The organism is Priestia sp. MDV22-iso46 (assembly GCF_058629175.1).
The window spans coordinates 1,185,378-1,206,485 of sequence record NZ_JBZVWT010000001.1; the positions used below are offsets into that span (position 1 = coordinate 1,185,378).

The window sequence follows — 21,108 nt, forward strand, 5'->3', positions numbered from 1 at the left end:
AGTCACATTTACTCATTAGATGGTTCTCTTTAATGGTTAATGATAAATACCCAACCGAGTATTTATCATTAACCATATAGGAAATATACTGTTACGCCCACCACATTTCAGTTAATTGTTCTTTAAATTGTGCGCCTTTTAATAAAGAGATGGCCTTACTTAACCCTTCATCTAACGAAGCTAGCATATCTTCATGTTCAATGGATATCACATAGTCATATCCTACCGCACGAAGCGCACTCACCATATCTTTCCATACTTTTTCGTTTTGCCCATATCCTACGGATCTAAATGTCCATGAACGATTCAAAGTATCACTGTAATGTTTTGTATCTAATACTCCATTAACACTAATATTTGCCTGATCCAAATACGTATCTTTTGCATGAAAATGAAAAATAGCCTCTTCTCGACCAAGTTTTTTAATGGCTTCTACTGGATTAATCCCTTGCCAAATCAAATGGCTTGGATCAAAATTAGCTCCAATACTTGGCCCAGCATGCTCTCTTAATTTCAAGAGAGTTTCAGGGTTATACACAACAAACCCCGGGTGCATTTCAAGCGCAATTTGATGGATACCGTGTGACTCTGCAAATTTTACTTCCTCTTTCCAGTAAGGAATGACTACTTCATTCCACTGCCAATCTAGGATTTCCGTATATTCCGGCGGCCAAGAACAGGTTACCCAGTTCGGATTTTTGGCACCTGGGTGGTCACCTGGGCACCCAGAAAATCCATTAATCACCGGCACTTCTAAACGTTCAGCTAATAAAACTGTTTTTCTCCACACATCATGAGCCTTTCTGGCAACCATCTTATTTGGATGCAGTAAATTTCCATGACAACTTAGACCACTTATTGTAAGTCCTCTACTTATAAGGGCAGCTTGAAATCTTTTTAATTTCTCTGGGTTCTCTAGTAATTCATCGGGATTACAATGACTGTTTCCTGGATAATTGCCTGTGCCCAATTCAACGGCCTCTACACCCATTTCACATAGTTTGTCCAGCATCTCTTCAAAAGGTAAGTTTTGATAAAGAACTGTAAACACCCCTAATTTCATGCACGTACCTCCTGCTTTACCGTCACCTTCATCCATTTTTGTTGTTCATGACTTGCTAAAATGGCGTCGGTAATGCACATGGACATATGTCCATCTTCAAATGTCGCGAAAGTGGCTTTATCACTTAAAGGATTTTTACCTTCTCGAATAAAGGTATAGAAATTCAACAATCCATTTTTTAATGCATCTGGCCAGCCTTCATTATGGCCCCCAGGATGATGAATGGACGATTTTGCTTCAGGATTAAATAAAGCAGGATCTGCAAGAAGAGTTTGATTTGGTTGATCTCGATAGCCAATCCACAGCTTTTCTGGTTCTTCTTGATTCCAAAAAGCAGAATTTTGACTGCAAGCGATTTCGAAGCTTAGCCTATTTTTTCGCCCTGCACTTACTTGAGACACAGTAAATAAGCCTTTTACCCCGTCTTCAAAACGTACAAGAACAGATGCATAGTCTTCTGTGTTAATCGGAATATCTTCATATGCTTCTTCTTGTCCTTTTTGTCCCCCAAAAGTAGATCCTTGAGAAGTAGATTTTTTTCTTACTGGTATAACAGTTGCTAGATCAGCAAAAACTTCGACAATTTTTTTACCTGTTACATATTGAACTGTATCACACCAATGAGAACCGATATCCGCTACCGCCCGTGATTTCCCTCCGACTTCGGGAGCTAAACGCCAATTAAAGTCTGTTTCGAACAATAACCAGTCTTGTAAATAACTTCCGTGCACTAAGTTGACTTTCCCTAACTCACCGTTTCTGATCATCGTTTCTAATTGTTTTACAATCGGAAATTGGCGGTAGTTAAAGTTTACGCCATGTACGACCTGGTGCTCTTTAGCTAATTTCAATAGCTCGGCTGATTCTTCACTAGACATAGCTAATGGTTTTTCCGATAACACATGTTTGCCTGCTTGAATAATTTCTTTATTAATTTGAAAGTGAAGGTGATTAGGTGTACAGTTATGAACAACTTGAATATCACTGTCTTTTAACATGTCACGATAATCCCCATAAGCTTTCGGAATTCCAAGTTCAACCGCTTTTTGTTCCGCTACTTCCTGGCCATGTTCTGCTAATCCAACTACTTCTACAAAACCAAGTCTTCTGATAGCCTCAATATGAGTAGGTCCAATAAACCCTGTCCCAATAACTCCAACTTTTATTTTTTCCATTTCTTTCTCCACCTTAATAAACTGTATTTTCTATAATTTCTGTTGTTTACGTAGTAGCTAAAAAGAGAATTAAAACCTTTATAGCTCTTTGTTGACTTGTCTTTATTGATCCGAATCACAAATCAACAACTCTATTTCTAATAAAGGCTAGTCTACTAGGACTAGCCACTACTAAACTATTATTTAAGCTTTCACTAAATTTTCTGTAAGATTAACCCATACACCTTTTTCAGCTGATTCAAGGATAGCATCTGAAATAACAGCGATTTGATAACCGTCTTCAAAATCTGGTGATACGCTTGTATCTTCAGCGATTGATTTGAGGAAATCATATGTTTCAATAATTTTTGTTTCCCCGTAGCCAATCCCTAATGCTGGGATTGGCCATAGACCTTCTCCATATGGATGTGCAGGTCCTGTATAAACCGTTCTGAATCCGCGGCTATCACTTGGATCATCGGAGAAACATACTTGAAGCTCATCACGGCGTTCATAGTTAAAGTATAATGAACCTTTCTCTCCGTGAATTTCAAATGTTAAGAAGTTGTTGCGACCCCAGGCATTACGAGTCGCTTCAATACTTCCTACTGCGCCGTTATCAAATTTAATTAAAGTTGAAAACTCATCGTCTACATCAACTTTACCCTTTGGTACATCAGCTTCTGCTTTTACTGTTCCTAGTTTATCTACACCGCCACTTTGAATCGGTCTTTCACCAATCCATGTCTTTGCAACAGCCATTACCTCTGAAATGTCACCCACAAGATATCTTGCATAGTCGATCACATGTGTTCCGATATCACCTAATGCACCTGAACCAGCTCGTTCTTTTTGGAAGCGCCATGATAAAGGCGAGTTACGATCCGCAGACCAGTCTTGCAGGTACGTACCTCGGAAGTTTAAAATCTTTCCGATTCTTCCTTCCTCAATATATTTTTTTGCTAGAGCAACGGCCGGTGTTCTGCGATAGTTAAATGCAACCATATGTTTAACACCTGCTTCTTTTACTGCGTCAAGCATTGTTTTTGCTTCTGCTGCAGTTCGTGCTAAAGGTTTTTCTGAAATGATATGTTTACCTGCTTTGGCAGCTGCAATGGCAATCTCTGCATGAGAGTCATTTGGTGTTACAATATCAATAATATCAATTTCAGGATCTTCTACTACCTTTCTCCAATCAGATGAATAGTTTTCAAACCCTAAACGTTCCGCTGCATCTTTTGCTAACTCTTCGGTCACATCAACGACTGTGTGTCGTTGAGGAATTGCTGGTGCTGGCCAAAAAAACATTGGCATACCTGCATAAGCAAGTGCATGCGCCTTCCCCATAAATCCTCCGCCAATCATACCTACGTTTAACTTTTTCATTTTTATTCTCCTCCTATGAAAGTAGTCTATTTATTCGGATCTACTACCTTTTAAATAACATCTGCTATATCGTTATGGTAAATCAGATTCCAAGTTTCTAATATATTATCCCTGTTACTTTCTCCTTGACCTTAAGACTTATTTGCCGTTTCAAAACTTAATAAGAAGTTAAAACTGATTTCTGCTCCTTTTTTCGGATCATTATAGCTGTCTAATTCTACTGTAAGCCATTCATCATACCCAATCCCATCCAGCGCTTGGATCATCTGGTCAAACTTTTGATGTCCTTCTCCTAAAGGAAGAAATTCTCCATTATAATAATCTTTGAAATGAATATATTTAATGCGATCTGCATATTTTTTAATTACTTCTACCGGATTCCCTCCACCTGCTTCGATATGCGCTGTATCCGGACATAAATTAATCGTTGTTAGTGCCATTAATTTGTCCAGCTGGTCTGGGGCCTCTACGTTTGTTCCTAAATGCGGGTGATAGCTTGGAATAAGATTATATTTCTCTGCAATTACTACTACTCGATTAAGCGCATTGCCTAAATCAGCGTAATCGCTTTCTAAAATACCATTCGTACGGATAGCTCCTCCGCCAATTACTAGATGCTGCGCTCCTAGTTCAGAAGCAAGAGCTGCAACCTCTTCAATTTTTAATAATTCCTCTTCCAAAATATCCGGGAAAATAAAATTCCCTCCAGTGTAAACTCCAATAAAGTCTAAAGAGTAACGGTTCAGCAATGCTCTAAATTCTTCTTTTCTATCTTTAAATTCCATTAGATTTCCGTCAAACATTTCAAATCCTTTATATCCAACTTCTGCAATATCTTTTAAAGCTTCTTCTGTTGATCCATTTGCAAGGTAATAAAGGTCTTTTATCGAAGTGACTCCGGCAGGGTGCCCTACTACCCCGCCCCACGTATTTGTCTGATATCCTAGTTTCATGGTTTCTCCCCTATCTTTAAAGATTCCTTATGAGTGCATAGTGTATTAATACTGGGATTTCATCACCTCCCTAAATTAATTTAGATAAGAAATAATTGAATCAAAATACATGTAATCGATTACAAAGTATTCTAGACAAAGACTGTATTTTTTAATTTATTATAAGAAGAAGTTGTTTTTACTACCTGTAATTGTACTTGATTGTACTTATCAGAAATCTAAACTAAAAATCCCTTTTTAATCGGATATTAAATAATTCTTTTTCCAACCATTTGTAATCGATTACATCTTAATTTTTAAAAAACAAGAAGATTTAAATCATCAGATACATTTTCAAAAGAACTCTTCTTCCCTTATGAAATATGTGTTGAGCATGAATCACGTATGATAAGCTGATCTTCCATTAGGTATTGATGTCTTTCAATTTCTTCCTTATTCATCAACTTTATAAGTAATTTCATTGCCATCGTGCCCATCTCAAAAGCTGGCTGTGAGATGGTTGTAAGAGCCGGTTTGAAAATAGATGAAAATTTTATATCATCAAATCCTACTACGGAAATATCATGTGGAACACTTAATCCTTTTGAAGAAATAGCATTTATAGCTCCAAATGCCATCTCATCATTGGCTGCGAACACGGCTGTTGGAGGATGATTAAGATCCAAAAATTGATTCATTATATTAAAACCGCTTTCATAAGAAAAATTACCCTCCTGCACTAGAACGGACTCAATTGTAAGGGTGTATCGTGCCATTGTCTGATAAAATCCTTTTAATCGATCCTGGCCTATCACTCCATCTAGAGGACCTGATATAAATCCTATTCTTTTATGTCCCAGCTTAACCAAATATTCTGTTGCTTTTTGAGCCCCACTGATATTATTAATAGAAACGGTGGGGATGGCTGAACCTTCTATATATTCACATGCCAAAACTACAGGATATTTGAGAGCCATTTCCTCAATGTTCTTCGATTTCATTCTCGCCGTTAGTAAAACCATTCCATCAGCTTTTTTTTGGAGAAGTATGTTTAAATACCCATTTTCTCTTTCCAAATCATTGCCCGTATCCCCAAGCAGAACTTGATATCCGTTTATGACGGCTACAGACTCAATTCCTCTTAATACTTTAGAAAAAAAAGGATTTGTTATATCAGGTACAATGACTAGAATCGTTTTGGTTTCTAATGTTCTTAACTGGCGAGCTAATGCATTTGGCTGATAGTTTAATTCTTTAATTACTTGTAATACTTTCTCAGTCGTTTCTTCCGTTACAGTGTTAGGTTTACTTAGTACTCTTGACACTGTAGCAGTTGAAACATTTGCTTTTTTTGCTACATCTATTATTCGCACCATTTTACGACTCTCTTTTCTTGTTCTTCTCTATAACAGAATTGTAATCGCATACAAAATTATTGTCTAATTGGATTCAGACAACATTTTCTGAGATTCAAACTCTTTAAATTTCCTTTTAAGCGTCGTTTTTATCCATATAAACAAAAAAACAACAAATTAAAAAAACTCAGCACTTATTGCTGAGCTCCATGTTTATAATAATTTGTACCTTTGCAGATTGTCTACTTTATGCTTGGAAATCCTTGCAGTTTCCTTATAATCTTTAAAATAAGCTTTATACATTTGACCAGTTGCTTCGATTCTTGTTAAAAGTTCCACATTTATAATATAAGATCTATGAGATATCATAAACCTAGAATCAACGGCACCTTCCAAGCTGGTTAAAGCTTCATTTGTCTCAAATTTACCATTTTTAGTATGAATGACAGATTTCCGATCAAGTCTTTCAATAAAGATAATTTCTTCTAATGGAATAAAAACTATATTTTTCTGCTGTTTAATCATTAAATCCTTTTTAAATGAATGTTCTTTATCAACTAGTGAAATAGACACTTGGGAGGCTCTTTCTAAAGCACCATATAAACGATTTCTATCAATTGGCTTTAAAATATAGTCCACTGCCTTTACGTTAAATGCCTCAAGTGCATAATCATCATGCCCCGTAATAAAAATAACTTGTAAAGTCGGGAAAAGTTCTTTACATGCTTTAACCGCTTCCATCCCATTCAATAAGGGCATTCCGATATCTACTAAAGCAAGATCCGGTTTTTCTTTCGTAACATAGTGTATCAATTCTTCACCGTTGGCGGCCTCTCCGACAATTTTATATTTGGATAAACTCCCAATAAAGTACCTTAACAATTTTCTTGAGGTAACATCATCGTCTGCGATCAATACTTTCATCTTGTTGTTCCCCCTTTTCCTTAGCGCTTCTTGATTTCGCAACACTTTGAATAATATCTGGAGCATCTTCATGATAAACGAGCTGCCAAGCATCAATTACATTTTCTTTCATTACTTTTAGAGACGGAACGGCTACATAAGGTGGCGCTTGTTTTCCAAGTAGGCCGTACCCTGCTAGAATCGCTTCGGCGACTCCTTGCTGGTATGGTAGCTGGGCACCTAGTCCTTTAATAGGTCCATCCTGTGCAATTTCCAAGGCGACATTCATACCCAAATCCATTGTCGTAATGACTAAATTGCTTTTTTTTGCAGTACGAGTTGCCCTCAAAGCTCCTTCAGCCGGTACATCCCATACAACAAAAATACCATTTAAATCCTGATGTTCAGCAATCATAGCGGATGCCACTTTTTCTCCATCATTCGAATCAGTAATGCCCCTGCGATCGACAATTTGAATGTCAGGGTACTTTTCCTTTATAGTTTTTTCAAATGCTTCCGTTCTTTGTTTGGTTGCAAAAAAATCAGCATCATGATAGATAATCCCAACCTTACCTTTTCTATCTAATTTTTCAGCCATGATATTGGCCGATTCAATGCCATTTCCATAATTGTCAGCTGAAACAATACTTACATAATCCTTCCCATGCTGCAAACCATTCGGTGTATTGTCCATAAACACCAGCTTCACACCAGCTTGGGCCGCTTTTTGATATACGCTTGCAGTCAATTCTGGATCAACTGGAATGCTCACCAGGATATCGGGGTTTTTGGCTAAAATGCTTTCAATGTCGGCTACTTGCTTTTTCCATTTAAATTCTGCATTTGTCACGGCTACTACCTCAATGCCCATTTTCTCAAAAGTAGTTTGCATTCCTTCCAATTGAGACCTTGACCAATCACTTCCAGTATAATGCATGGCAATAGCAGCCCTATATTTCTTTTTCTTAATTTTTTTTAGCTCTTTCAAAGATAACCGAAGTGTTTTTGCTGAGACAGCTTCCTCGCCATGTGGTCCTGTACTTAAAATTTTATGATCCGGAATATTTTGATTAATTGTATTGTTTAGCGTTTCACTTAGGATTGTCAAAAACTCTTGTACATGAATGGGCTTTGTTAAATAGTTATTAAATCCTTTATCCAATGTATATTGAATATCCTTTGGCATTGCATTGGCACTTACAGCGATGACAGCAATATCTTTCGTTTCTTTGCCTGCTTTTAAAATTTCAAATACTTCATATCCGTTAATATCTGGGAGGTTAATATCAAGAAGAACCAAATCTATTTTTTCGTTTGCTACAATTTCTATTCCTTCTTTTCCTGTACAAGCTGATAAAAGCGTATAGGAAGGCTGTGATTTAATGATGTTACTTACTAAGTGCAAGTTGGATTCGTTATCTTCAATATATAGCAAACGATAGTTATCTTCCTTCCTATTATTTGTTGGAGGAAATTTAGTTTGTTCACCCCATTGTATGACAGTCTTTAAATCATTTGGAAGAGGAAGACTAAAGCAAAACTCACTTCCTGTTCCTTTATTGCTTGTTACATTAATCTCCCCTCCCATTAGATGCACCAGCTGTTTAACTAAAGATAACCCAATCCCTGTACCTTCTTCTTTTGTACTTTCAATTCGATAAAATGGAACAAACACTTTAGTATATTCCTCTACAGAAAAACCCACACCTGTATCTACGATATGAATGTACTGCTTATTCTCTTGTAAACGACAGAAAACGATGACTTTTCCATTTTCTTGATTGTATTTAATAGCATTATCAAGTAGGTTCAGCAATATTTGTTTAAGACGTATAGGATCAGCAAGAACGATCATATCTTCCCATTGATCCAGTTGGCTATAAATACTGATATTCTTCTTCTTAGCCAATGGTTGTACAATATTGATGCATTCCTTGATGACAGTTAGAAGATGAACTTCCTCTACAGAAATCTTTAAATTTCCTGTTTCTATTCTTGACACGTCTAAAATATCATTAATTAAACTTAATAAATGGCTTCCTCCACTTAAAATCTCCTGTACAAAATCACGCTGCTGTTCATTTAAAGATTCATCCATCTCCAATAATTGAGCAAAACCCAGAATTCCATTCAGCGGCGTACGCAGTTCATGACTCATCTTAGACAAAAAACTTGATTTGGCCATGTTCACTTTTTCAGCTTCTTCTTTTGCCTGAATAATAACTCTTTCCATTTTTTTTTGTTCTGTGATATCCTCAAACTCCCACAAGTAGCCTACAAAATCATTTTCCTCATTTAAAGGAAAACAATTGTAGCGTAGTGTCATACCTGTATCTATTTTAATTTCTTTCGTAGTTCTCGTTCGTTTTTCTCTATTTTCGAACTTATTTTTATTAATTTCCTTATCAAAAAGATAATGTAAATCCGAAGCCTGCATCCCAATATGGCAATCAACTTCCCCCTTCAACTGGAAAAGCTCATAAAATTTCCTATTTAAGAGCCTTATTTTTTTATTGCAATCTGTTACTGCAATCCCACTATGTAACCGATCAATCAAACTACGCTGGAATGCATAAGAATTCATTAATTTTCGTTCTTGTTCTTTTTGAAGAATGTCATCTTCCATAATCTTTTTGTTAGTAATGTCCACACAAGTTCCGACTACTTCAGCTACTTTATCCTTATGAAATAAAGGTCTTAAATAAATTACATAATAGATACCTCTAAATTCACCTTCATATTCAATGTACTGTCCTTCCCATGCTTTTTTGTAATAACCGTTTAGTAAATTGGCAGTGTCAATATCATCCCAATAAAAATCATGAAGCGTCTTTCCGACGATATCCTCTCGATTAAAACCCAATGTATACAGTAATTCTCCCTCGGCAAAAGTATGAATAAACTCGTTACTTCTTTGTACAAACTTAAAAATCATCCCGGTATCAGTAAAGCCTGATTGTGAAATATATCTGGAATCCTTCATTTGTTTCGCCCCTAGTTAGTTAAAAAAATATAATATGGATTCTATATGATGAATCCCTTACTTTACGTTCTTTACAGTGCTTAAAGATTAATTTGAAACCAATTATTCATTTGTAATGATTATTGTAATCGCTTTACAAATTATACTTTTCTTATTATAAGCTTCACTATATTGATTAGTCTAACAATACTTACCCATGGGGCTGCCAAACCTTTATTAAAGAAGGAAGGGATCAAAACAGGGAGTCGTCTTTTTGACATTCCTAAAAGGAAAGATATTTATGTCGTTAATCCGTCTATGGAACTTTACATAAAAGCTTCGAATTATGAATGCCCATTTTTCTTCATCTGTTCTTTCTGCTTTTAACGGGTCATCAAAACCCCAGTGAACTTGTTTCACATGTAGAGGAGTTACAGATCAATGCTCTACTGCGTATCCGCATAGTGTCACAACTAAAGTAGTATTATCAAGAATTTCAGGATTGATTACATAAGATACTTGGTTTGAGATATCGATTCCTACCTCTTTCATTACTTTTATGGCATTAGGATTTAAAGCATGAACTTCAAGCCCAGCACTTTTTAGCCCAACTTTCTGCCATGCCATATTTAAATCAAAAAAATTTGATGTAATTAAAAGGGTTTCTTGTTCAGCTAACCTATCAGTTAGCTAACAAGAAAAAAACTATCGAAGCGTTTAGCCTCTGCTATCATAAATGAATTAATTTTATTAATTATTAGAATATTAAACAAACCAATATAATTCACCTATACAAAAATTATAGAATGTTTTCTCCTATATTCGGAACAATAACATTGTATTTACGTAAAAAGGAGGGTAATCAGAAATGGATATTCAGAAATTAGCCGATCATGAGTCATTGGATCTACATGAAGTTATTAATTTTAAAACCCTTTGCTTAGCGAAATCAAAACTAATGCAAGGACTTGTATTTGATGATGATTTGAGAGCATTGATGCAAAAAGATGTTGAACAATCGATACAAGCGCTGGGAGAATTACAGGCAATTTATCAACGTGCACCTTTTGAAGCCCCTGTTCCTCAAAACCGGCCAACACCAATAATAAATTAAAAAGGAGGTAAATTCATTGAATCATGACTATTTAGATCCTATAAACTCGCTACACGTACCAGAGCTCGCAGATACCACATTTGCGATGGACTTTCTTCTTCGTGCCAAGGAAGGTGTTCGCAATATCGCAGTCGCATTAACGGAGTCCGCATCACCTGATGTTAGAACTCTCTTACGAAAACAGTTAATGCAAGGAATTGCCATGCACCAAGAAATTACAGAACTAATGATCAGTAAAAAATGGTTCCATCCATACGAATTAAGTGAACAATATCAATTAGACCAACTTTCTGCCAACAATACATTGATGATTGGCAAAATGAATCTATTTCCTGTTGAGACCAATAGAAAAGGTCTGTTTGACCGAACACCTGATGAACACTAACACTGGAGGCTATATATCATGAAGGCAGTAACGTATCAAGGCATTAAAAATGTTGTAGTCAAAGAAGTTCCAGATCCAAAGATTCAAAAACGAGATGACATGATTATTAAAGTAACCAGTACAGCTATATGCGGATCTGATTTACATTTAATTCATGGCATGATTCCTAACCTGCAAGAAAACTATGTGATTGGCCATGAACCAATGGGAATCGTCGAAGAAGTTGGTCCAGATGTGACGAAGGTAAAAAAGGGAGATCGTGTCATTATTCCTTTTAATATAGCATGCGGTGAATGTCTTTACTGTAAAAACCATTTAGAAAGCCAATGTGATAATTCCAATGATAATGGTGATATGGGTGCCTATTTCGGATATTCTGGTACGACGGGTGGCTATCCAGGTGGGCAAGCTGAATATTTAAGAGTACCATTTGCCAACTTTACTCATTTCAAAATTCCAGAGACTTGTGAAGAACCAGATGAAAAGTTAGCAGTTATTGCCGATGCAATGACTACTGGTTATTGGAGTGTTGACAATGCAGGCGTAAAGGGTGGAGACACAGTTATTGTTCTTGGCTGTGGTCCGGTTGGTCTTTTTGCTCAAAAATTCTGTTGGCTAAAAGGAGCAAAGCGTGTCATTGCCGTAGATTATGTAGATTATCGTTTGCAACACGCCAAACGTACCAACAAAGTTGAAATTGTAAATTTCGAACATTTTGAAAATGCAGGAATGCATTTGAAAGAAATGACGAAGGGCGGCGCTGATGTTGTCATTGATGCAGTTGGTATGGACGCTAAAATGACTGATATGGAGTTCCTTGCGAGTGGAATGAAACTGCAGGGCGGAGCATTTGGTGCGTTTATCATGGCTTCACAAGCAGTACGTAAAGGCGGGACAATCCAAGTTACAGGCGTTTACGGTGGCAAATATAATGGATTCCCAATGGGAGATATTATGAACCGAAACGTCAATATTCGCTCTGGACAAGCACCTGTGATTCACTATATGCCATATATGTTTGAATTAGTTTCGACCGGAAAAATTGATCCAGGAGATGTCGTGAGTCATGTACTTCCACTTAGTGAAGCAAAGCGTGGCTATGAGATTTTTGACACCAAAATGGATAATTGTATAAAAGTCTTGTTAAAACCTTGAGGAAGGAGGTAGAAAAAATGAATTACGCCTTACATGAAGTTCTTGAGGTCCATGAAATGGCTGCATTTAAGACCAATTGTTTGACTAAGTCCAAAACGATGAGAGGGTTAGTTACAGATCAGCAATTAAAAGATATTATGCAACAAGATATTGATGTATCTGCGAGACAATTACAAGAATATGCTTCTATCCTTTCCAACGCTAAGCAGTAAAATAGGAGATGAATGAACATGAATCCAATTATTGAAAATTTAACTGGCATGAATGCACTATCGGATCAAGTGGTTGCAATGGATTTATTGATTGCAGCTAAAAGTGGAGTTAGAAATTACGCCATGGCAGTTACAGAGGCAGGAACACCTGAAATTAAAGAAATGCTCACTCGCCATTTAGTGGAAGCTCTTGATATGCATGAACAAATTTCTGCATACATGGTAGAAAAAGGATGGTACCATGCTTGGGATACAAACGAACAAATCACTTTAGATTTAAATAATATCGATACAGCATTGAACTTACCCACTCTATAAAAATAAAATAGGAGCAGTTTAACATTACCAACCTAAACTGTTCCTAATAAACCATTTATATTTAAATAATGGAAATATACGATTGCACTGGCCATTTTCTTTTACGATTACAAATTTGATGTCTTTTCTTTTAGAATTAGAGATAAATGAAGCCAATTACGAACTATTGGCTTCATGTTTACCCGTTCAAAGATTAAAAAATGAACCAATTATTCTTTATACCAAATAGTAGTATAAGGAAATTAATCAATTTTCATATGAAGTAAACTATAAGGTTTCTGTCCTAAATCTTTTCTAGAATGAAATCTAGCCTGCAGATGTAATTGAGTCAAAATGACATACAAATATTGATCCGGACCAATTGAAAAAGTATCCCGCCACAAAATTCTCGGATCATATGCGATTGTTTCCATTATGCCATTCGGCAACATCTTACGGATACTGTTGTTTTCATAGTCTCCAGCATAAACGGTTCCTTTTGCACCTGTGATCATCCCATTAGACGCACCTTTTTCTCCCCAATACTCCACATGATATAATCCATGTCCGGTATCGTTCTGTCTCTTAGGGATTCTGTTAAGATTGAGAACAGATGACAACTGGTAAGTGGATAAAAAAATAAAATCTTTCCATCGGGAGAAATCGCTATACCATCAGACGCCAATCTAAAGGGAGAAGCACCGCTATCTGGATTTCGATTCATCAAAATTCCACCTTCTACTTTCGGTAAAAAATAAGAATCCGGTGAAGATGAATTTGCTCACCTTAGTGGAAAATGGGTTCAATTAGCTTTCTCTACTGATGTACCTATTACATCTACTATCCAGGAATTGGTAAATGTGCCTCTCTTAAAGGTTGCCAAAAATAGTGATCGATACCTTATAGAAGTAGCAAATGAAGAATTATTGAAAGGACTTGTTCCTAATTTAAACCTCCTTGCTACTCTGCCTATTACGGATTTAGTCGTAACCAGTCCTGCAACTAAGTATGATTTTATTCCTCGTTATTTTGCTCCTAGAATTGGAATAGAAGAAAATTTTGTAACGGGTTCAGCCCATTGTGGTCTAGCTCCTTATTCGAGTCAAAGATTAAGTAAAAAACAGTTATATGCTTTCCAATCCTCTGAAAAAGCTGGAGAGTTATTCAGTTATTATCAAGATGATTTAGCTTATATAACTGGTAAGGCCATTACTATTTATAAAAGTCATTTCAATGAATTGTTACTCTAAGGAAAAAACATTCAACAACAGAAAAAAGGGTTCTGGTGCAATAATTTCATTTTTTTCTAAGAGGTATAACTGTCCTGTTGGTGTTCAATCTTATAAAGTTATTCCAAAAAGAGTGATTATGTTAACTAAACATGTATAAGATATACAGCTTAAGGACAGAAAAAACGCTGGGCCTATTCAGTGGTTTTTTTTGTTTATTGAAAGGTAGTCGTAAAGTGATGATTCAATCCGTCTTAAGTAGTTTATTTAAAGAAATAAACTTTATGAAAAAAGATAGAAAAAGCTAATGAAGCCTTGAGGAGTGAACTTTGTTCTTATACAAATAACAAAGGTTATAATTTACTTAATAGGCTTGGATAAAGTAGCAATATAATGTTTAAAGACTACAAAGAATAAAAATGATATAAAAGGCAACTCTAAGAAAAAATAAGCTTAGGAGATTATACATGAGAACAATTAAACCAACTAAAATAGGCTCAAAAAAGTCAAATTTCAATGGAAAATTGACAGCACCAGAAATGGGAAAACTTTGGGCAACCTATATGGGTAACAGCATGTCTAATTGTATTTTAAATTATTTTCTACAACATGTTGAAGATCAAGACATAAAAAAACTAGTAGAACATGCGAAAAGATTAACTGAAGAATTTCAAAGGAGTGTAAAGGAAATCTTTATCAAAGAAAACATACCTCTTCCACATGGTTTTACGGAGGATGACGTTAATCTAGGTGCTCCAAGATTATTTGCAGACGAGTTCTATGTACATTACTTAAAATATGCAGCAAAAGCAGGACTTAGCATTTATAGCATTGCTATACCTTTGATGTATAGAGAAGATGTACGCAATTTCTTAACTTATTGTATGAACTCGACAATGGAATTAGTGGAAGAAATTAAAACAATTTTAATGGATAAAAGCCTTATTATTGAACCACCTATTATTCCAGCTCCAGAACAAGTAAGAATTGCCGACACTGATTATTTGAGTGGTTTTGTTGGAGACGTTCGTCCCCTACACGCATTAGAAATAGCTCATTTATACGATAATATTGAAAATAACGTAACAAGCAAAGCCTTAATCATGGCCTTTAGTCAAGTTGCCAAAAGGGAAAAGGTTAGAGACATATTTATAAAAGGGAAAGACATTACAAATAAAGCAGTTGAACGTTACATGGAAAAACTTCACTATGAGAGCTTACCAGCTCCAGGATTTATTGATCATTTAGTCACCACTTCAACTTTTGCACCTTTTTCTGATAAATTAATGCTGTTTCATAAGGTCGATATGTTTTCCATGAAAATACGAGCATTTGGGAATTCACTAGCTGTAAATGGAAGACATGATTTAGCGTTACTATATGGAAAGTCATTAATGAATATAGCAAATTTTGTTAAGGACGCATCAAATATTCTGATAGAGAATGAATGGATGGAAATCCCACCCGAAGCTGTAGATAGAGAAAATCTAGCTTCAAAATAGTATCTTTGATAAAAGTGAGAAAACAACAAAAAAGCCTTAATAAAAGGGATTTTTTGCATGTGATTTCTGATAAAATCCATTATGGTGCCTAAAGAAGATACGACATCAAATGGACCTGCAATGAGAGGCTTGAGCCGATGCGTGTTAAAAGGGACTCGCACGGTTCTTAGGGGAGGCAGGGGCAGTGATGCCCCTAACTTACCCGACTTAACTAAACATGTATATCATATAAAGCTTAAAAACAGAAAAACCACTGCTCCCGTACATTAGTTTTTCTGTTACACATATTTTATGTTTAAGTACTGATGCCTCATGACGTCTTAATTAGTTTTACGTATATTTAACACTTTATTCGTATTATCCTAACATTCTAAGATCTTTTGCCAGATAAAGTGTTATCTTTTACATACATTTCATAGTGTCCATTTATGTAACTAGATACCTTTAAATTAAGTAAAAGAGCTTTTAGGTTAACTATTTTTTCAGTATCTAACCCACACTCTTTTGCTATATCTTCAATCCCCTTTTTACTGATTTGTATGTTATCTTCCAAATCGGTTACTGTTTCTTTACTGTACTGGAAAGGAACTTCATCTATAACTTCTGTAATTAATTGATCCTGCCCTTCATACTCTAGTCTCCCTTTGACTGCAGCATGTTTTCCAATTAATACAGCTTGCTCCTTTATATCCGACAGCAGAATCATTAATCTAATTCGTTGATTCATTAGAATATGGTGTTTATCAAAAATAGAGATAATTTTGGTTTGATAATCATCCATGGTTGTATGAAGTTGATGTTTTGCTTCTCTTATTACTTCTTCGCTGTTTTTAATAAGTATCATACTCAAATTCTCTACCCTCCCCGTATCATACATACTTTCATTATAACAAACTATAAAAAGGGAACGTCATTTTTCACTACTTATCACGATAAATAATGTACATAAACAAATATTATCATGGATTTATTAATCATTAACATTGATTGTAGGGAAATATACCGACTCATAGTTTTTAAAGATTTACACCAATAATAAGCGACCTCATTAATTTCAATTAGAATTATAAGGTCGCTTATAAGAAATTCTGATTCAATTTTTGTATTTTTTCCGTTCTTTTATTGCAAAGCAATTGTTTTTTCATCAAACTCTCGTCTCATTTTTAACATGTATATCAATTATACTGAGCAAATAAATAAGGTAAGAATTTAATTTGAATTGCTTCTCTTCAATAAAGTCAGATAACATTAGAGTAGTATTACTAGTCACTCCAATTTACATTTTATCTCTTTCTCATGCATGATGACCATGATTATTGTTTTGACCCATTTTGCGCATAATAAAGCTTACAATTAACACTAAAATAATCGATCCAATAATAGCTGGGATAATTGCAAATTCACCTAAGACTGGTCCCCAATTACCTAAGATAAGTCCACCTAACCAGGCACCAATAAAACCAGCAATAATATTACCGATAATTCCTCCAGGGACATCTCGGCCTGTAATTAAACTAGCAAGCCATCCGATAATCCCTCCAACAATTAGCATCCATAGTATTTCCATTAAGAATCGTCTCCTTGTTAAAAGATTTAGTTGACTTTACCCCTAAATGAGACGAATTAATCGTGGGATTTTTTCTTATTTGGAGGCTTTTCTCTCAGTTAAGTAGAAAATTTCACACAGATTTCTTTAAATAGTTACTAAGTGCTATTCCTATTCACCATATGAATTTCCTAAATAAAAATAATCCATATATCATAAATTTATTTGTTTCTATGGGTCGTATAATTCGTTTTATGTTAACTAGAGATCACTAAGATATCATCGCTACTATGCATATTAGCAATGATCTGTCATTGTCTCCTTTTTATTTCGTTTAAGTGATAAGAACCTATTCTTTTATATAAAAAAGAGAAAAACAATCCGATTTAAAGATCAATTGTTTTTCTAAACAAATATATAACTTCTACTATCTAGATATTCTTTTTTCATATCCATATTTAATTACTTTTTTTAAAAATACTATCTGATTGTATAACTCGTTCTTAGTAGGTAGAAGCCTACACTTATCATAATCCGCAATTAAACATTTAATTTCCCTATACAATAGGAAACGTTCATAGTTATCGAGCATCTCCTTCCCTCCTGATGTTATATCTTTTACATTACCCTTTCGACACATATTGACACATGATCTCTGATAATTTACATTATGGTAACTAATCTCTTATATGATATATATCTTAAATCAACTTAACTCAAGAAAGCTAGGAACTTTAATCCCCTAGCTTTCTTGAGTTGCTATTGCTTGTTTAACAGTTGCATAAGTTTTAATAGAGGAGAAATCAATGCCATTTCTAACAACTGTTTGGGCAAGTTCAGGTCGTATACCTGTCATCACTACCTCAATACCTTGTAAGCGAAGAACACTGTAAATATCAAAGAGGTAACGTTCAGCTATACTGTCTATATTTAAAATACCTGAAAAATCAACAATTAGATACTCTACCTTCATTTCAATAATTTTCAAGATAACATTCTCTAAGATATATTCAGCTCTTTCTGAATCAATAGAGCCAATTAGTGGGAGAACAGCGGTTTTATCTTGAATGGGGACCACAGGAACAGATAATTTCAATACTTCTTGTTGCGCTTTTTGAATAATTTTATCTTTCACTTGTTCAAATACTACAATCGTTTCATTAATACTTATATCGAGCAAATAGTTAAATCGTTTATTAATAAATACAAATTCTTCTGAAGAAAGTCCATGCTCTATACTTATTTTAGTAAGGTAATCGATGAAGACTAGGCGCGTAGGAGGATAGCGTGTAATAATCATAGAGACTCTCTCCCCTTGAGATGCTGTACGCTTACCATTGGTCTTACTCCATTCAACAAGTCCTTCAGGTACGTTGTTTTCACTGCTATGGAGACTTTTTCCTAAAAACCTAATAAATTCAGTATAGACGATAATTGCTTGTTCAAGTTCCTCCTTTAGAGCCTCAAAGTTAGGGCTTTGAGAAATTTTTTGAACAATTTCATTTGCTAACATTTCTGCGTTATCATTTAAGTATCTAGCAACGCCTATAATCCCTTTCAATAATTGTCACTTCCTCATCTTCTTATTCATGAATACGTTTAGTTAGTCATTTTATCTCTTGCTTTCTCTATTTATTGTTTTTGACACGAATAAGTAGATCTTCTATCGCCTTTTGTAAACTTGATTTTATAGTTAAGCTACTAAAATCAATACCTATACTTACAATGGTCTGTGCAACTTCCGGACGAATTCCTGTCAAAATTGTTTCTACACCGAGAAATCTTAAAGAGTCTATCACTTTAAAAATTTGATCTGCTACCATGGTATCTATAATATAAACACCCGACAAATCTACTATTAAACGTTGAAGCTGCAGTCTGTTTGCTGATTTCAACGTTTCTTCCATTAGATAATTGGCTCTTTCCGTATCTATATTTCCAATAAGAGGTAACACAGCGATTTCTTTGGCTAAAGGTACCACAGGAACCGATAATTCAAGAAATGTACTTTGCGCACGTTCAAGAGTTAATTGATAGAAATGCACATAACTTAAACTAAAGGAATAAGCTGCATGATCGAGAAGAGGATCAATAATTCCGCCTACTTCAAATACAGTATCTATTGACATCTTATCTTTCTTTATTACTTCCTTTAGTGTCTCCCATAAGAAAGTTCGATAATACTTTGTATCTTTTAACGCTTCATCCAATGAAACCTTCAAATTGAAAAACATTTCTCCTGTTTCTTTTCCCCATTGTGTAAATTTTTGGAGTGCTGTTTCTTCATCTAGATGATCCCTAAGAACTTCACCAAATAGACTTATAAAGTGAGCACGAATATTAATAAGTTCAACTTCAAAAGGAGCCAATTTCTTCTTTTCTTCTTCTGTAATACCACTAATTCTACTCTCATGTACCTCATTAGCGATTTTAAATCTATATTCTAAGATTTTATCCCCTAAAAATCCTATTTCATCTTCCATCTTTTCCTCCGAAAAGCCTGTTGAGGCTATTATTTAGTTTTTATATTAATTATACCACCACGTGTCAAAATACTTATTTTTTCGTTAATTTCTTAGTATAAAATTCTCTATTATCATCTTTAGTACTTATTATACAAATTTGTTACAAAGGGTAAAAAATCAAAGTCGAATTCGTCTGCTATGATATGATTAATCCAATAAATAGAAATCTTGTATGTTATACACATCATAAAAATAGACGTTAAGCTGATGCTCTATGGCAACTTGAATAGTTTACTCAATATATTAAAGGACGTTCAACATCGGAATATGTAAAATTAACACAAATAGGAATATCTTATTATTCTATAGGTTTTTAAATTTTTTTGCTAAAATCACTCTGAGGTGAACTATGAAAACAGTTAATCCTATATCTAATTCTAAAAAATTTGATATAGGTCATGTCTTTTACCGTTTTGAAGATAAACAATTTCACATAAATAATTTAATGAGTTTTATTAAGAATGGATTAGAGAGTAAACAACGTATATTGATAATTGAGAATATGAGGGCACTTCCTCTAATAAAAGCTAATATTGATAAAAAGTTTAATCATAAACAAAAAGAATCTATTCGTTTAATTAATAATTTTGATTATTAATTGGCAAATGGTGATTTTTACACCAAAACTATTCTTACTCATTTTCAAGAAGATTTGTCTATGTTGAAAATGAAAAATACAATGACAAAAACATGGGCTCACGTAGAATGGGCTTCAGAGAAACCAGATGTTCTTTTACTAGAAGAATTTGAATCAACTGCCGATAATTTTGTTAAGGAGGAAGGTATGATTTCAGTTTGTGCATATGCTGCTGATTCTTTATCTTGTACTTTGGATACTATTCTGCAGCAATTACATCAATACATTATGACAGATCATAACTTTTTTATTTCCCCCTTTTACAATGGGTGAAGTTATTAAAAGTATGGCCAACAATCTACTTTTTCTACAAGTTATATAAATGTAAAAACTATTATAGCGAAAGTATTTCACTATTTACTTAACATTATAGAGTTTCCATACATGTTTCTCTTTATAATCTATATATTTACTCCAACGTTCTCCTTCTCTAATATAATCTTCAAACGTAGCGTTTCTAATTACAATATAACCACCACATTCATCCGCGGTCTGTTTTGCAATGGATTGTGTGTCAAAGAGAAATGAGGCCAATTCATCATTTGTAAATTCGTAACTAGAGATTTCTTTCCTTTTTACGTTTCTACATGATTAATTTACATAATATAACTTACCTAACTTTATAAGGTAGTATAGATATTCTTTGTTAGGCAATTTACTCCCCTCCATTTCTACACCCTTCAATTGCTTTATAAGTAAATATTAACCTATTATTTGGACTTAAAAACCTAAAATCCTTTTAAAAATCCAC

At 34.6% G+C, this 21,108-nt stretch carries 20 protein-coding genes and 2 pseudogenes; 9 read left to right on the plus strand and 13 right to left on the minus strand.

Annotated features, from left to right (window positions below; genetic code table 11):
* Positions 1-91: 91 nt before the first annotated feature.
* The 8 genes and pseudogenes from AC4NPH_RS06130 to AC4NPH_RS06165 all read right to left on the minus strand — a co-directional run.
* Positions 92-1,063 (minus strand): sugar phosphate isomerase/epimerase family protein, encoded by a 972-nt coding sequence (locus tag AC4NPH_RS06130; RefSeq protein WP_491938657.1) that lies wholly within the window; start codon positions 1,061-1,063, stop codon positions 92-94.
* The gene (locus AC4NPH_RS06135) at positions 1,060-2,238 is read right to left on the minus strand and encodes a Gfo/Idh/MocA family protein (protein ID WP_057274751.1); all 1,179 of its coding nucleotides are present in this window, start codon (positions 2,236-2,238) and stop codon (positions 1,060-1,062) included. The genes AC4NPH_RS06130 and AC4NPH_RS06135 overlap by 4 nt, the downstream gene beginning before the upstream one ends.
* A gap of 183 nt (positions 2,239-2,421) precedes the next feature.
* On the minus strand, positions 2,422-3,603 hold the full coding sequence (locus tag AC4NPH_RS06140; RefSeq protein WP_057274750.1) for a levoglucosan dehydrogenase: 1,182 nt from the start codon (positions 3,601-3,603) through the stop codon (positions 2,422-2,424).
* Between the two features lie 131 nt (positions 3,604-3,734).
* The gene (locus AC4NPH_RS06145) at positions 3,735-4,556 is read right to left on the minus strand and encodes a sugar phosphate isomerase/epimerase family protein (RefSeq protein ID WP_057274749.1); all 822 of its coding nucleotides are present in this window, start codon (positions 4,554-4,556) and stop codon (positions 3,735-3,737) included.
* 353 nt (positions 4,557-4,909) lie between these two features.
* Positions 4,910-5,911 carry a LacI family DNA-binding transcriptional regulator gene (locus AC4NPH_RS06150; RefSeq protein ID WP_098197795.1) on the minus strand — a complete coding sequence of 334 codons (1,002 nt, stop codon included), beginning with the start codon at positions 5,909-5,911 and terminating at the stop codon, positions 4,910-4,912.
* Positions 5,912-6,103: 192 nt separating this feature from the next.
* The gene (locus AC4NPH_RS06155) at positions 6,104-6,814 is read right to left on the minus strand and encodes a LytR/AlgR family response regulator transcription factor (RefSeq protein WP_013056477.1); all 711 of its coding nucleotides are present in this window, start codon (positions 6,812-6,814) and stop codon (positions 6,104-6,106) included.
* The gene (locus tag AC4NPH_RS06160; protein WP_308334102.1) at positions 6,789-9,776 is read right to left on the minus strand and encodes a substrate-binding domain-containing protein; all 2,988 of its coding nucleotides are present in this window, start codon (positions 9,774-9,776) and stop codon (positions 6,789-6,791) included. The genes AC4NPH_RS06155 and AC4NPH_RS06160 overlap by 26 nt, the downstream gene beginning before the upstream one ends.
* Before the next feature lie 318 nt (positions 9,777-10,094).
* Positions 10,095-10,355 (minus strand): annotated as a pseudogene (locus AC4NPH_RS06165) (low molecular weight phosphatase family protein); the annotation flags it as partial.
* A 268-nt stretch (positions 10,356-10,623) separates the two neighbouring features.
* Here AC4NPH_RS06165 and AC4NPH_RS06170 point away from each other — a divergent pair.
* The 5 genes from AC4NPH_RS06170 to AC4NPH_RS06190 are packed head-to-tail and all read left to right on the plus strand — an operon-like array spanning position 10,624 to position 12,939.
* Positions 10,624-10,869, plus strand: coding sequence for a hypothetical protein (locus tag AC4NPH_RS06170; protein ID WP_013056474.1), 246 nt, complete (start codon positions 10,624-10,626; stop codon positions 10,867-10,869).
* 16 nt (positions 10,870-10,885) lie between these two features.
* Positions 10,886-11,254: a spore coat protein gene (locus AC4NPH_RS06175; RefSeq protein WP_013084321.1), complete on the plus strand. Its 369-nt coding sequence runs from the start codon at positions 10,886-10,888 to the stop codon at positions 11,252-11,254.
* Positions 11,255-11,272: 18 nt separating this feature from the next.
* Entirely contained in the window at positions 11,273-12,409 is a 1,137-nt protein-coding gene (locus AC4NPH_RS06180; RefSeq protein WP_013056472.1) for a zinc-dependent alcohol dehydrogenase, read from the plus strand.
* 17 nt (positions 12,410-12,426) lie between these two features.
* Positions 12,427-12,621 (plus strand): hypothetical protein, encoded by a 195-nt coding sequence (locus AC4NPH_RS06185; RefSeq protein WP_013056471.1) that lies wholly within the window; start codon positions 12,427-12,429, stop codon positions 12,619-12,621.
* 18 nt (positions 12,622-12,639) lie between these two features.
* Positions 12,640-12,939, plus strand: coding sequence for a spore coat protein (locus tag AC4NPH_RS06190; RefSeq protein WP_029324473.1), 300 nt, complete (start codon positions 12,640-12,642; stop codon positions 12,937-12,939).
* A 242-nt stretch (positions 12,940-13,181) separates the two neighbouring features.
* Here the strand turns inward: AC4NPH_RS06190 and AC4NPH_RS06195 are convergent.
* Positions 13,182-13,699, minus strand: a pseudogene (locus tag AC4NPH_RS06195) (L-dopachrome tautomerase-related protein); the annotation flags it as partial.
* A 79-nt stretch (positions 13,700-13,778) separates the two neighbouring features.
* Here AC4NPH_RS06195 and AC4NPH_RS06200 point away from each other — a divergent pair.
* Both AC4NPH_RS06200 and AC4NPH_RS06205 read left to right on the plus strand, forming a co-directional pair.
* The gene (locus AC4NPH_RS06200) at positions 13,779-14,168 is read left to right on the plus strand and encodes a PhzF family phenazine biosynthesis protein (protein WP_491938658.1); all 390 of its coding nucleotides are present in this window, start codon (positions 13,779-13,781) and stop codon (positions 14,166-14,168) included.
* Between the two features lie 446 nt (positions 14,169-14,614).
* Positions 14,615-15,649 carry a DUF3231 family protein gene (locus tag AC4NPH_RS06205; RefSeq protein WP_057274744.1) on the plus strand — a complete coding sequence of 345 codons (1,035 nt, stop codon included), beginning with the start codon at positions 14,615-14,617 and terminating at the stop codon, positions 15,647-15,649.
* 370 nt (positions 15,650-16,019) lie between these two features.
* Here the strand turns inward: AC4NPH_RS06205 and AC4NPH_RS06210 are convergent, their stop codons facing one another.
* The 4 genes from AC4NPH_RS06210 to AC4NPH_RS06225 all read right to left on the minus strand — a co-directional run bounded on the left by AC4NPH_RS06210 (position 16,020) and on the right by AC4NPH_RS06225 (position 19,678).
* Entirely contained in the window at positions 16,020-16,493 is a 474-nt protein-coding gene (locus AC4NPH_RS06210) for a hypothetical protein (RefSeq protein ID WP_049787047.1), read from the minus strand.
* A 450-nt stretch (positions 16,494-16,943) separates the two neighbouring features.
* Positions 16,944-17,216: a GlsB/YeaQ/YmgE family stress response membrane protein gene (locus AC4NPH_RS06215; RefSeq protein WP_429582280.1), complete on the minus strand. Its 273-nt coding sequence runs from the start codon at positions 17,214-17,216 to the stop codon at positions 16,944-16,946.
* Between the two features lie 721 nt (positions 17,217-17,937).
* Positions 17,938-18,756 (minus strand): STAS domain-containing protein, encoded by an 819-nt coding sequence (locus tag AC4NPH_RS06220; protein ID WP_279824880.1) that lies wholly within the window; start codon positions 18,754-18,756, stop codon positions 17,938-17,940.
* Positions 18,757-18,823: 67 nt separating this feature from the next.
* Entirely contained in the window at positions 18,824-19,678 is an 855-nt protein-coding gene (locus AC4NPH_RS06225) for an STAS domain-containing protein (RefSeq protein ID WP_057274742.1), read from the minus strand.
* A 391-nt stretch (positions 19,679-20,069) separates the two neighbouring features.
* Between AC4NPH_RS06225 and AC4NPH_RS06230 the strand changes: the two genes are divergently transcribed.
* Positions 20,070-20,318, plus strand: coding sequence for an MEDS domain-containing protein (locus AC4NPH_RS06230; RefSeq protein ID WP_231101712.1), 249 nt, complete (start codon positions 20,070-20,072; stop codon positions 20,316-20,318).
* Positions 20,319-20,378: 60 nt separating this feature from the next.
* Positions 20,379-20,630, plus strand: a complete 252-nt coding sequence (locus AC4NPH_RS06235) for an MEDS domain-containing protein (RefSeq protein ID WP_255286350.1) — start codon at positions 20,379-20,381, stop codon at positions 20,628-20,630.
* Positions 20,631-21,108 lie beyond the last annotated feature (478 nt).